General features: G+C 46.6%; 9 protein-coding genes. 4 read left to right on the plus strand and 5 right to left on the minus strand.

Translation table 11 applies throughout. From position 1 onward, the window contains the following. The first annotated feature begins 27 nt into the window (after nt 1-27). Both SYK_RS06185 and SYK_RS06190 read left to right on the plus strand, forming a co-directional pair. A protein-coding gene (locus SYK_RS06185) for an IS3 family transposase (RefSeq protein ID WP_281762720.1) occupies nt 28-1,157 on the plus strand; the annotation gives its coding sequence in 2 pieces (ribosomal slippage) (nt 28-280 and nt 280-1,157; 1,131 coding nt in all). Between the two features lie 55 nt (nt 1,158-1,212). Beyond that, on the plus strand, nt 1,213-3,369 hold the full coding sequence (locus tag SYK_RS06190) for a class I SAM-dependent DNA methyltransferase (RefSeq protein WP_281762721.1): 2,157 nt from the start codon (nt 1,213-1,215) through the stop codon (nt 3,367-3,369). Nucleotides 3,370-3,393: 24 nt separating this feature from the next. On the opposite strand, the gene SYK_RS06195 is transcribed toward SYK_RS06190, so the two are convergent. Continuing rightward, a complete protein-coding gene (locus SYK_RS06195; protein WP_281762722.1) occupies nt 3,394-3,696 on the minus strand; it encodes a hypothetical protein in 303 nt (100 codons plus the stop codon). Nucleotides 3,697-3,717: 21 nt separating this feature from the next. On the opposite strand from SYK_RS06195, the gene SYK_RS06200 reads away from it, so the two are divergent. Then, complete coding sequence (locus tag SYK_RS06200; protein WP_431194127.1) at nt 3,718-3,996, plus strand: DUF6933 domain-containing protein; 279 nt, start codon at nt 3,718-3,720, stop codon at nt 3,994-3,996. A 91-nt stretch (nt 3,997-4,087) separates the two neighbouring features. Here SYK_RS06200 and SYK_RS06205 read toward each other — a convergent pair whose 3' ends face one another. Together SYK_RS06205 and SYK_RS06210 are read right to left on the minus strand one after the other, a co-directional pair. Next, entirely contained in the window at nt 4,088-4,501 is a 414-nt protein-coding gene (locus tag SYK_RS06205; protein WP_281762724.1) for a hypothetical protein, read from the minus strand. A 387-nt stretch (nt 4,502-4,888) separates the two neighbouring features. Then, entirely contained in the window at nt 4,889-7,351 is a 2,463-nt protein-coding gene (locus tag SYK_RS06210) for a hypothetical protein (protein ID WP_281762725.1), read from the minus strand. A gap of 458 nt (nt 7,352-7,809) precedes the next feature. Between SYK_RS06210 and SYK_RS06215 the strand changes: the two genes are divergently transcribed. After that, complete coding sequence (locus tag SYK_RS06215; RefSeq protein WP_281762726.1) at nt 7,810-10,320, plus strand: DUF927 domain-containing protein; 2,511 nt, start codon at nt 7,810-7,812, stop codon at nt 10,318-10,320. A gap of 83 nt (nt 10,321-10,403) precedes the next feature. Here the strand turns inward: SYK_RS06215 and SYK_RS06220 are convergent, their stop codons facing one another. Beyond that, on the minus strand, nt 10,404-11,663 hold the full coding sequence (locus tag SYK_RS06220; protein ID WP_281762727.1) for a tyrosine-type recombinase/integrase: 1,260 nt from the start codon (nt 11,661-11,663) through the stop codon (nt 10,404-10,406). Between the two features lie 384 nt (nt 11,664-12,047). Beyond that, nucleotides 12,048-12,515 carry a C-GCAxxG-C-C family protein gene (locus SYK_RS06225; RefSeq protein WP_281762728.1) on the minus strand — a complete coding sequence of 156 codons (468 nt, stop codon included), beginning with the start codon at nt 12,513-12,515 and terminating at the stop codon, nt 12,048-12,050. Nucleotides 12,516-12,518: the final 3 nt, after the last annotated feature.

Below are 12,518 nucleotides of genomic sequence, written 5' to 3' on the forward strand. Positions count from 1 at the left end.
ATTATTACAAATCAGGAGGATTTCGCCATGAGAAAATCTAGGTACACTGAAGAACAAATTGCCTTTGCCCTACGCCAGGCCGAACACGGCACTCCCATCAAAGAAGTCATTCGTAAAATGGGCATTTGCGAACAGACCTTCTATCGTTGGAAAAAGCTATATGGCGGAATGGGCACCAGTGAACTCCGCAAGATGAAAATGCTTGAAGAAGAGAACCGCAAATTAAAGAGGCTTGTCGCAGATCTAAGCCTCGATAAAGTCATGTTGCAGGATGTGCTGTCAAAAAAGCTTTAAAGCCTGCTCGTCGGCGCAAACTGGTCGATGAATTCAGAATCAATTACGATGTAAGCATCCGTCATGCTTGCAGAGTGGCATTGATTTCACGATCTTTGTACGGTTACCAGCCCAAAACCGATGATCAGGCAGAATTACGCATGCGCATTCATGAAATAGCCGCTGCGCGAGTTCGTTATGGCTACAAGCGTATTCATATCTTATTGCTTCGTGAAGGATGGCAAATCAATCACAAACGCGTTTACCGACTCTATCGGGAGGAAGGGCTTACCCTTCGCAGCAAACGTCCTAAAAGAATTGTAAGCGCGGCTCATAGGCAGCATGTTGAGAATGCTGAAAATCCTAATGAAGTTTGGTCAATTGATTTCATGAGTGACGCCCTGTTTGATGGTCGGCGGCTAAAATTGCTGACTGTGGTAGACAATTACACCCGTGAATGCCTTGCCATCAAAACGGGGCAAGGCATCACTGGGGATCAAGTCGCTGATACTCTGGGATACATTGCAGTCGGTCGATCATTTCCTAGCCGGATCAAATGCGACAATGGACCGGAGTTTACATCAAAGGCCTTGGACAAATGGGCCTATGAACACAACGTTGTTTTGGATTTTTCAAGACCTGGAAAACCTACAGACAACGGATATATTGAGTCTTTTAATGGACGTTTGAGAGACGAATGCCTGAATGTAAACTGGTTCTTGTCTCTGGACGATGCACAGCGTAAGATCGGGGCGTGGCGTGAAGACTATAATGTGAGTCGTCCTCACACATCTCTGGGCAACTTGACGCCGTTCGAATTTGCTAGCCATGCCGGGCAATTGCCCGGCATGGCTGAACCTGAAAAAAGCCAAAAAATCGCATAATGCCCAGCCCTAAAACGGGGAGACCCTCAGCCTTATCACCAGCCTGTTCAATCAAATGGACTCAAAGAAGGGTGCTTTTGAAGGGAAGCTAAAAGGCGTCCCCTATTTCAACGGTGGATTGTTTAGCAACATCCCCTCAGTCACTCTCAACAAAGAAGAGCTTGAACTGCTAAGGGATGCAGCAATTGAAGACTGGTCACAAGTGAAGCCAGAAATTTTTGGTACGCTATTCCAGTCGAGTATGGAGGGTGATGAGCGTCATGCATATGGTGCGCATTTTACGAGTGAGGCTGACATCTACAAGATTGTTATGCCAACCATTGTTCGGCCATGGCGCGAAAAAATTGATAAAGCCAAAACCTTGAAGTCCCTGATTGCCCTAAAAAATGAGATAACGAAATTCAATGTCCTTGACCCTTCCTGTGGAAGTGGCAATTTCTTATATGTTGCCTATAGAGAATTGAAAAAGATTGAAAGTCTTATCGTTGATAAGATTTATGAGAACTTCGGTGAAAAAAATATCAGGAAAGTTGGTCTGTCCCGTGTCAGCACAAACCAGTTTTGGGGAATAGATAATAATCCCTTTGCGGTTGAACTAGCGAAGGTGACATTGCTTTTGGCAAAGGAAATCTCCATTATCAATCAGAATAAGCACTTCAAGAAGCACGTCCCTTTACCGGACATGTATGAAAAGACTCTCCCCTTAGACAATATCGATGAGAATGTCGTTTGTGCAGATGCATTATTCAAAAAATGGCCTGAAGCTGACGCAATCATAGGCAATCCACCATACCAATCGAAGAACAAAATGCTTCAAGAATATGGCAGGGAGTATTTAGATAAGTTGCGTGGCTTGTATCCAAAGATACCTGGTCGGGCAGACTACTGTGTTTATTGGTTTAGGAGGGCTCATGATGTGCTCGAGCAGGGTGGACGGGCCGGTCTTGTTGGAACAAACACCATTAGGCAGAACTATTCTCGAGAAGGGGGATTAGACTACATCGTTAGCAACGGTGGAACCATCACGGACGCAGTAGGAACACAGGTCTGGTCCGGCGATGCTGTTGTCCATGTCTCTATTGCCAACTGGGTTAAAGGCAAAGCGAATGGTGAATGCACTTTAATGAACCAGTTAGGTGATGGGATAGATAGCCCATGGGAATCCTACACACTTGATGTAATCCCTTCCTCGCTTTCACCAAAAGCCGACTTAACATCTGCAAGTTCGTTGGCCATAAACAATCAAGCTAAATCCTGCTTTCAGGGGCAAACCCATGGGCATAAAGGCTTTTTGATAGATAAAAGTGAAATCCAACAACATCAAAAAAACGACCAGCTTTCTGATGTTATTTTCCCCTATCTGACCGCTCGTGATATGCTTACGACTTACCCATCTGGGCCCGAGCGTTATGTTATCGACTTTGGCAATTTTGACATTGTGAAAGCCAGTCAGCACAAAATTGAATTTAAAAAAGTAAAAGAGAATGTCCTACCGGATATAGAAGCAAAGGCGAGGGCTGAACGCGACAAGTCTGGTAGAGACACTGGCCCGCGCCAAAACCATCTTAGTCATTGGTGGAAATTTTGGAGGCCTAGGCGAGACATGATAGATACGATTTCTAGCATGACGCGCTATATAACTTGTGGGCGGGTGACAAAAAGGCCTATTTTTAGCTTTGTTTCATCGAGCATTCACCCCAATGACGCATTGATGGTTTTTGCTTTTGAAGATGATTATTCTTTCGGCATACTTCAGTCTTCAACTCACTGGCTGTGGTTTACAAATAGGTGCTCAACCCTCAAAGGCGATTTCAGGTACACCTCTGAGACTGTTTTTAACTCTTTCCCTTGGCCTCAGAAGCCAACCCCCCAAAAGGTAAAAGATGTAGCTGCTGCTGCGGTTTCGTTGCGTAGAATTCGACAAGATTTACTCTCCACAAACGAGTGCACTTTACGGGAATTGTACCAGGCCATGGAGTTGCCCGGAAAAAACCCTTTGAAGGATGCTCAGGCCGCACTCGATTTGGCCGTGATTAAGACCTATGGCTTTAAGGCGAAGTCAGACATCTTGATTCAGCTGCGCGATCTTAATTTGGAGTTGGCTAAAAAAGAAGCAATAGGTGAAGAACTCACAGGGCCAGGCGTTCCGAAATCCTTTAAGAAAATTCAGGATATCACGTCTGACGACCGCATCTCTGTGCCTGTGGAGTAGAGTTCATCTCAGTCGCACTTTTCATCAGTTTCCAAAAAGAAGGTCCTCATAATCCTTGAACCCGTAGTTGATGAAAACGAAGCCTAATTTTCTGGAGACTGTGTGATCTCTTCCGATTGGAATGATGGACGAAATGGTTTTGATGATTTCACTATCATCTTTACCTACAACTTGTTCTTCGATCAGGATCGCGGAGTGGCCTGTGAACGCATCCCAACTCCAGATTTCTAGCAGAACATCCAGATCGTCAATGACTACAGCCTGAGCTCCCAGAACGGTTGTACCGGGTTCCATAGGGCGATCTTTGAACAGGTGTTCCTCCTTCATTTCGAGAAGTATTTGGCATATGTGAATGCCAATCCGGCACAGATAGCTCAGGCCAAACTGCTGCTTGGTGGATTCTCGTACCATAAGACACACAATCGGAGTGTGCTCGGGACGCTCAACGACATGAAGTACGCCAGTGAATTCATGCTGACCGACCGGCTTGGCCTTTTGCCTGAGACCGAAGAGGAGCACCGCTGGGTTGCCTCATTTCTGAACCAAACGCCGTGCCGATGTAAAGACCTAAAAGGCGTTGTGTTTCCTGACCGGGAAATCCTCAAGATGATTGATCGGGTGGGATAATTTCCAGCCAACCATCGCATAGACTTGAGAGAGGCTTTACCCTCTCTCAAGTCTATCGACAATTCATTTAATCATTTGGTGTTGGATTAATTTAAGCATCCAAGTCATCCGGATGAGCTTGAGTTAATCCAGGAATCCACGACTCAACAATATATCTTGGTTCAATCGTATTGACTGTCGGCTCCACTAGTGCCAGCGGACAAGACTCCATACATATTCCATCAATCATAGTTTCGGCAAGACATACGATTGTATCCGGAAAAACATTTAATTGAGGACACCCAAACTCATCAATAGGGATCAAGATGCTCGTTCTCATAAACCTGTTACCTTCAACTGATTCATAGTATTCTATATTAGATGGAATACTTCTAGGTGGCGTAAACTTGCAACCAGCCATCAAATCAGGAAGTGCTACTTGAATGACATTGCTTGTACCTTTCGCATGCTTCTGCATGGTCTTTTTAGTTTTCCTAATCACATTTTTTTTCTTTTTCTTAGACATTTCAATTACCTCAATGTAAAATTAATTTTTTGCATTCCTCTAGCCTATTATATGGCCACAGCGAGTAATTAAATATTCACACGAGTTCACTGGAGGCTTGTATAAGGTTAATATTGGAAGCGATTGAATAGCCGTCATCGATTCAGCGCCCACGATCTTGCTTGAGTATCTGTGGTCAACAACATCTCTTAAGCCGGTAGCGGCGGTTTGGGCGCTAAGAAAGCAATGGGTCAACCGCTACTGCCGCTACTCCCCCCAAAGCATATTCCAATGACATCTATTCTTTTTAAGCATTTTAACCGTGCGATTTACCGCCTTAACCGCCCGACCTGCCGACAGAAAGAAGGCAGCCTAGGATTATACCCAGACTGCCCTTTATTTCACTTATCAAAAAACCTCCCCATTGCTTTTTCCCACATGGGAATTTGCAACAGGTTCAGTTTTTTCATTTGTTATACTAATGATCCGATCACCTCCTGTCTGTCGGTCAATTTTGATGCCGGACTTTCGAAGGAAAGCCTGGCAACGCGTCAAACGCTTGCCAAATGAAGCTGGCGTTTGCGGCCAAAACTTCAGCCTGACGATTCGTTCATCCACAACATTTTCAAGATCCTTTAGTAGCTCAGAAGGTGTCCCTTCCCAACCAAAGGCACCTGACATCAGCGCAATGATCGCGTTGGAGACATGATCTGATTCCAAAGCGAGCCCAATAGACTCGTTCTGATTGCTTCTATAAGCTTCAAGAAAGGCACCGGAATCCCACGGCATGGCATTCTCTGCCGCTACACACCAAAGAGTGAAATCCGCCATTCTTGGTGACTTTTCGACCTGAACACTTTCTTTATTCTTCAAGGCACATACAACGCCATCGCACAGACCACCCAACACCTTAGGAACAGCCTCATTGATAGCGTTGGACAACTCGGATTCTGTCATTCTGCGTTCCGTAGTAATCTCAGGTAGCGTCACTCGAAGACCTCGATCCACAAGGTCATGACGGCTTGCAACCTGATCAATCCCGTTAAGGACGATAGGACGCATGATTGTAAACAGTGCCTCTTCGTCATTGGTAAACAACTTCCGAGCCGAGAAACTGCCGCCAGTCGCCATGCGACACAAGGCATCTGACAACCAGGTTGGCACTCCGGAAAGATTGTCCAGAGTCACGATCCAAGAATTGTTAGCGGATATGATCAAGTCTTGTTCATTACGTGGAGCTGCTCGAGTTGGAGCGACCGATGGGTCAAGCAACATTCGTAACAGGCGGGTCGTACTACTCTTAGCCGAGCCTTGCTCGCCCTCTAGGATTAATACAGGATACGGCCCTGGCGAAAGTACACCTAACAGCCATGCTTCGATCAAAAGCGCATCCTCTTTCTCAATATTCAGGAGCTTCCGTATCTCATCAACCTTTCCACCCACCTGAGGTTCTGGAAGAGATAGCATTCCTTTAACACGACGAAAGCGAACTGGTGGACTGGTCACAATCCTCCATCCATCTGCAGTGATTTCAACGATACGCCACTGTTCATCGCACAGATCAATGTACACAGCGTCATCGAGGTGAGCGATGCGTGTAAAGACTTTTTTCTTTTTCGCACCACCAAACAATCCGCGAGCAGTGACGAACTGGATCAGATCCTGCGCTGCAGCTGTCTTAAGGTGCTTGTTTGTTTCCTTGTAGTATCGATAACCGATCAGGTTCTTGAACTCAGAACTATCCACGCGGTAGGTCTCACGATGGTCGTCCACATGGATGTCTGCATAAACCGTCATGCCATCTTCCGCCGGATAGAAATCGAACGGCTCAATCAGGCTTGAAACCCGCTCGGATTCCGTCTGTTTCACGGCTTCTACACCCTTGGCAGCAGCCCAGATCATTCCTGGGAACGGAACGCCGCAATTACACCCACAATCGTAGAGATGTCGGATTTTTTCGCAGCTCATATTAGGCTGAATTCTTTCAATCTTCTTATCTGTTTTATCGGGATCATATTCGGGATGACTTGAACTCAATTCATGGCTCAACCAATGGCCGAATTCACCAAGTCCTTTCAATACAGACAACATGGCGTGCCAGAGAGGTTCTTCCAGCGTCTCTGCATTCGCTGAGCAGTACTGTATGAACTTGCACTTCAGAATGAAGTCAGCAGGATTCACGAGGCTGTTACTAGGAGGCCTGTGAACCATTTCTTTATGCCATCGATATAAAGCGGCTAACGGCTCTGCCAAACGATAAGACGCAGGGGGGATCTCAATATGACGCGGCTCACGCGCTAATTTAATCAAGTCGTCGTAGCTTTGTGTCGACAGCTCCTCCCAGGTAATAGGAACCTTGTACATACCATTTGGCCGCTGGATATTATCCATCCGCAATAGCTTTCCTTTCCCCATGCAGTACATGCTGGTGTCCACTGAATTCGGTTGGTCATACCCAATACGCACAGTGATAAACCGCACCATGCTTCCATAAATACGTGGAAGCAAAGGGTCACCTTCAGTCCCGCCAAACAGATACGACGGGACCATTATATGAAAGCCCTTGGAGCCAGTTATCCAGTAAAGCAACTCTTCCGGACGTACGTGATGGCCTAGCAGGTATTTCACAAATTGAATGCAATCCTTCCGGGCTATTTCCGGATCATCTTTGCAGTCAAAATCAATGACAAGGTCACCAACCCGATTTGGTTCTTCCTTGCCTTTTTCTGGTTCATGCTCGAAAGCCATAGTCGACAGAAAGGCTGCCCCTTTTTGTCGCACCTGCTCTAGAACATTCTTACAGGCCTCAATAATTTTCCAGGGCCCTGGCTTATCGCCGTTCATGGAGGCCCAATAATGAATTAATTTCATTAGATTTCTCCTTTTACAAAATGAAAAGGCCGGGGAGCTTATGCTCTCCGGCCTTTCGTGCACCTCATTGAGGTGAACCTCTAGTTTATCTGTTGCATCCACCAATCCAAAAACGGATCACGTACAATCAGCACTTTTCTCGCTCCTTGCCGCTTGAAACATTCAGAAGGGATCTTCTTTTGTGCCCTCAAGTTCTGGACAGTCCTCCACCTAATTGCGCCCGAAAAGAGAGAATCCAATGATGTCCCAGCAAAGACCGGGGGTAGATGTTCAACCAGTTGTTGTTTTAAGTTTTCCACAGTAATCTCCTTGGTTTGTTTTTAACTCATAGGATGTCACCAGTGAATAAAAAATAATTTGAGGATGTCATTCGGCTAGCCTGCATATTTGCGTTAGCGGGCTGGACGTGACATTTAAAAGATAAGTAATCGTGAATTATTCAAACAGGTCTGAAAGATATGAACAACAAACGGTATCGCTATGTTCGTTATGAAAATAAAACCATTTCCCATTTCATAGACAGCCCTGATGAATGTGCACGGCAAATCTCTCTGGGGGCAGCGCAATTCAGCGTCCACTCTTATTCCAGCCCTCTGGAGCATGAGGCCCGACCGAAACGAATCTGGGGGGATTTACACTTGTGTTTTATCTTTTCCACCGAGACCTTCAATTCAGAAAGGCTCTCAAGCCTGCTCAACCTACTCACCATCCACGATATCCCAAACCAAAGTGTAGCTGCTTACTACATAAACAACGGCGTTGAAGTCATCATTGATGAACGCACCTTCAGGGGCGAAGTCGGGTCGCCTTGTCGTTTCGATTTTGACGGAGCCATTCAAAGACTGGCCCAAGCTGACTCCCTTTCATACCTAACAATCAACAATGTCCGAGTGACAATGAGCCAGATCCCAGTGGCCACAATTAAAGACCCGGAAGCATTGGAACAGACTCGCCATCCGTTATTCGCAACCTGTACTCACTCCAAAAACACAGATGTCGTCACCACTTTAGCCAGGACCTACTATGCCCACCACTACAAGCTCAAAGGTTTGCAGGACTATATGGTCCCAAAACATGCATACACAGCCAACTGTTCAATATACAATACATTATTAAAGAGAAGTGAAGCCTCGTTAAATGAACTGGCGATCATATTCGATCTCTTCGGAGGTGACGATGAGTACTTCAAATATCTACTAGACCTTCACGGTCGCCAAAACATCCTTATCAACGTCCCGTCCATCCAACTCCGAAAGGCCCGCGCGCACCTAAAATCACGAATGAAGTGTAACAATGTGGAAAAAGCTCTTGGACGCATCGACAAGGCATACACCTGCCACCAAAAGTGCGGCGTCTCGACACCTCAGGCGTTCCCGTTCACAGCCGGTCACGATTGCCCGGCTGGATTGATCAAAGAAGACTCTATCTTTTCCCTTCGGCCTACGGGGCTATATGCCTTCTACCCTGAACAAGACCGTTGGTTCAGAATCATGGACCCGATTTGGGTGAACCGGACCATGCCTGACACTCAAGGCGGCCTAGGTGCCCGAGAGATAATCTGTCACGATGTCGATGGTTTCTCCAAAACACTCGTCATTAACCAAAAGGATTTTGACTCCACGACTTTCTTTTCCATTCTGCAAAATAACCGCGTCCACGTACCGAATGACAACAGGATGAAAGGACAACTTCGTGCCTTCTTGGCTGGCCAATATCCCCGACAACCACGCACTGACCAAACAACTATGGTGGACCAATCCGGATGGCAGAACGGCTTTCAGTATATACCGTCAGGCACGCAACACTCACTATCAGCACCATACAAAGCACGAAACCAGGCCCTTCCCATCACATATGATGTGCGGCCCTCCCTCAAGGGTCTCCGCAAAACGCAAGATTCCGCATGCCGCCACCTGCTCCTTGGCGCACTCGCTTCTATGACAGCCCCGACCCTGGCCCTAGTCAAGACTCCGGGCATTTGTCTGCACTTTCACGGGAGAAGCCAGAGCGCTCGAAACGCACTGCTTGCTTCCATCTCCAAGGTAGCTGGCCACGCCATCTACTCGCTCCCCGACGCTCTCAAGCACGTGGTAGCGCTAAAGGGACATCACAAGGACTCAACTCTTCATATTGCCGAAGTCGAAGACGACGACATCAAAGGGATGCACCGTTTCATCCGCCGCTATTTCCTAGGCAGAAAAGGAAAGGATGGGCCTGTTGCCGGGATCATCATCTCAACGGGCAATAGCCCGCTTGGGCAAAAAGGCGGCCACCTGTTCACCCACAACAAAAGAGTCCTCGCGGTTGACGTGGAGTTACCCGAAGACCACACGGCAACCTACACTGAACTGCAGCCACTCCAGGACGCACTCATTGAAGCGTTGACAGTGCACCGTGATGAAACTCTCTCCGCTCTCAAAGGGAAAAAAGAGGAGCTTCTACGCGCCGAGCCTCAAGCCAAAGACCAGGTCGGAAAGCAAGTAGCATCAATCTTCTGGCTGTGCGCAGCTGTGGGAACTTGGTTTCAGGAACAAGGAAAGCTTAGCTGGTGGAAAGGCAGAACCATTCAGAATCTGTTCAACGAAATAATCGTCAAATACAACCAGCATGAGTGCTTCATTTCAGCCTTGCATAAGCTATCCCTCATCATGCCGACGAACGCCAAAATCGGTGAGTATAAAATCAAACGACCACGCGAGATGGAAGAAATATCCAGAGGGGAAATTCTGATCCCTACAGCCGAAATGAGAGAGGTTGTGCCACCTCAACACACGTTACGCCAATGGACGGCCTGGCTTCTGAAGAATACAATTTTGATCCCCAACAAAGCTGGAAGATTGAGCGCCACCTACTATTCAAAGAAGCAAGGAAAGTCGATCAAAGGCTACTTGGTTAACCACAGAAAATTGCATAAAGTCCTGAATAGAGCCCAAAAAAATGTTGCCAAATCTAGTTATTTAGTATTCTAAAAAAAAGCGTAAGAGAAAGAAGCTTACGCAATATAGAATAAAAGATAACATTCGCATACACAAAACAAAATCTCAAAGTAAAATCACTCAGATGACCCCTGAGCCTTATGCAACGGCACCACTTTTCCACCAGTTTTCTCAGCAGTTCGACTAGCTTCCATCTGCTTGACTGCAGCAACCAAGTCATCGTTAGCCAGATGCCCATATCGCTCGGTCACGTTGATACTGCCATGTCCCATTAGCTTGGAAAGAGCGTAGAGACTACCGCCTGCTTTGAGGAAATTACTAGCGTAAGAATGCCGTAGACTGTGAAAGACAACCCGCATCTTACGGTCGGTAACACCATCATTCAAACCGATCCTGTTTACGGCCTTGTCAAATGAGTTGGAGAGCGCCACAAGCTGCCTGCCGAATCGATCCTTGAAAACGAACTCGCCGGTATTACCAGGAGCCCTTTCCTGCAGCATAGATTTAGCTCTCTGGGTAACAGGAACCCAACGGCTTTTGTCACTCTTGGTGCGACGTAAATGAAGCGTGTCAGAGTCAAAGTCTACACAATCCCAAGTCAGAGCAAACATCTCGCCACGTCTAAGACCGCACTCAATAGAAAGCAAAGCCATATCGTGCAATTGCTGACTTCGTCTGGACAACTCTTCAAGAAGTTTGTCCTCTTCTCCTCGTGTCAAAAATCGCTCTCGGCGGTTATCCACCTTGGGCATAGTTTTGCGAAAGCTCCGTTTCTTCGCAGGACTTTCACCCTCAACAAAACCATCCTCTCTAGCCATATTCCAAATCGCATTGAAAGTGATGAAAACGTACTGAATGGTCCGAGGGCTGCGTTTTTTCCTATTCAGATTGGCCCGGATTCGCTTGAGATACTCAAGTCCAATCTCGCGCATCGGCAGTCCCTCTACAACCGGATCTATCCATATATTTACTTGGATTTTTGTCTTGTCGACTGTCTCAGGCCTATTCGCTAGCTCTACTTCTGGGAGATAATACTGCTCGAAATAATCCTTAAACGAAATATTTAGTCGAGCTTGTCGTCTCTGTTCAGCCTCGCGTTCTGACCGCTCTTCATCACCCTCTGCACGCATCTCAGCAATGGTTCTTGGACCAAATCCTTTCTTACGGTTCTCTTTAAGCTTACAATGAAGCTCAAACGCTTCGGACGGCTTTATCCCTTCCGATGCCCACCCAACAGCCTCTGTTTTGGTCTTGCCATCAATCTTGTACGTCAGCACATAGTACCGATCAGGCTGAACACCATGCTTTCTCGTAGCATGCTTCCGATACCTGACACCTTTGAACTCAGTTTTGTGGAATTGAGGCGATTTCGACATTCTGTACAACCCCTGTACAACTTTTTAGCGTGACACTCTGTTTTTTCTTGTGAGAACATGTGAACTTTAAACCCAGCGTTAACCCCTGTCAACAAAGGGTTTTCAAGTCATTTAGTGTTTTCTTGTGCAGACCTGTGAAAGTACCACCTTTTTGAGTTCAAATCTCCTCGTCTCCACCAAGAAAAGATGGGACTTCAAGAATATACTTGAAGTCCTTTTTTTATTATTTGAAATATATACCATACTCTCACCTTTACTCCCCACTGCTCTTGGCAAAAAAGCACCTTTCATAAAAAATGGAAAATCCGATAATTTCCAATCTAAACATTCAACACATATCCAAAAGAACAAACTCGACCCCATGCGACGAGCAAAACAATCCCACTACACTACGACCGTTTTAGCCACGCTTTCTTTCGCTTTAGCGATGATCCCCTCAATGCAGTCGATTGTGTCCTCGACCATTTTGACGCAGAGCTTGCTTTCACGAAGGCGTTGTTTTCCCTCGGGGGTATGCATTTCCATATTGTTAAGAGAAAGAATCTTTGAGCATTGGTGGGAGCCGTTGCGCTCGGCAAATCTGGCGAGAAGTGACTGTGTTGCATTGTACGTTGTATCTCGGGCGTTGGCATCACTCAAATCATTGGATGCGAGAGCCAAACCGAGCACCATGCAGCCAGCGGCCACTGCGCCGCAGGTCAGACCTGATGCAAAACCACCGCCAAACCCTGCGGTCAACTTTCGGGCATCTGTTGAGGATACGCCATATCGCTCGCAATAGGCCTCGAGTACGGCCTGAGCACAGGATGAACCACCCAACAGAGCGATCACAGCGTTTTCTTTGATATTCATGAT

Source organism: Pseudodesulfovibrio nedwellii (genome assembly GCF_027923765.1).
GTDB lineage: Bacteria > Desulfobacterota > Desulfovibrionia > Desulfovibrionales > Desulfovibrionaceae > Pseudodesulfovibrio > Pseudodesulfovibrio nedwellii.

Bases quoted from the DNA above. Each gene is read 5' to 3' on its own strand.
- SYK_RS06190 (WP_281762721.1), top strand. From the start codon at position 1,213: ATGGACTCAAAGAAGGGTGCTTTTGAAGGGAAGCTAAAAGGCGTCCCC.
- SYK_RS06195 (WP_281762722.1), bottom strand. From the start codon at position 3,696: ATGAAGGAGGAACACCTGTTCAAAGATCGCCCTATGGAACCCGGTACA.
- SYK_RS06205 (WP_281762724.1), bottom strand. From the start codon at position 4,501: ATGTCTAAGAAAAAGAAAAAAAATGTGATTAGGAAAACTAAAAAGACC.
- SYK_RS06210 (WP_281762725.1), bottom strand. From the start codon at position 7,351: ATGAAATTAATTCATTATTGGGCCTCCATGAACGGCGATAAGCCAGGG.
- SYK_RS06215 (WP_281762726.1), top strand. From the start codon at position 7,810: ATGAACAACAAACGGTATCGCTATGTTCGTTATGAAAATAAAACCATT.
- SYK_RS06220 (WP_281762727.1), bottom strand. From the start codon at position 11,663: ATGTCGAAATCGCCTCAATTCCACAAAACTGAGTTCAAAGGTGTCAGG.
- SYK_RS06225 (WP_281762728.1), bottom strand. From the start codon at position 12,515: ATGAATATCAAAGAAAACGCTGTGATCGCTCTGTTGGGTGGTTCATCC.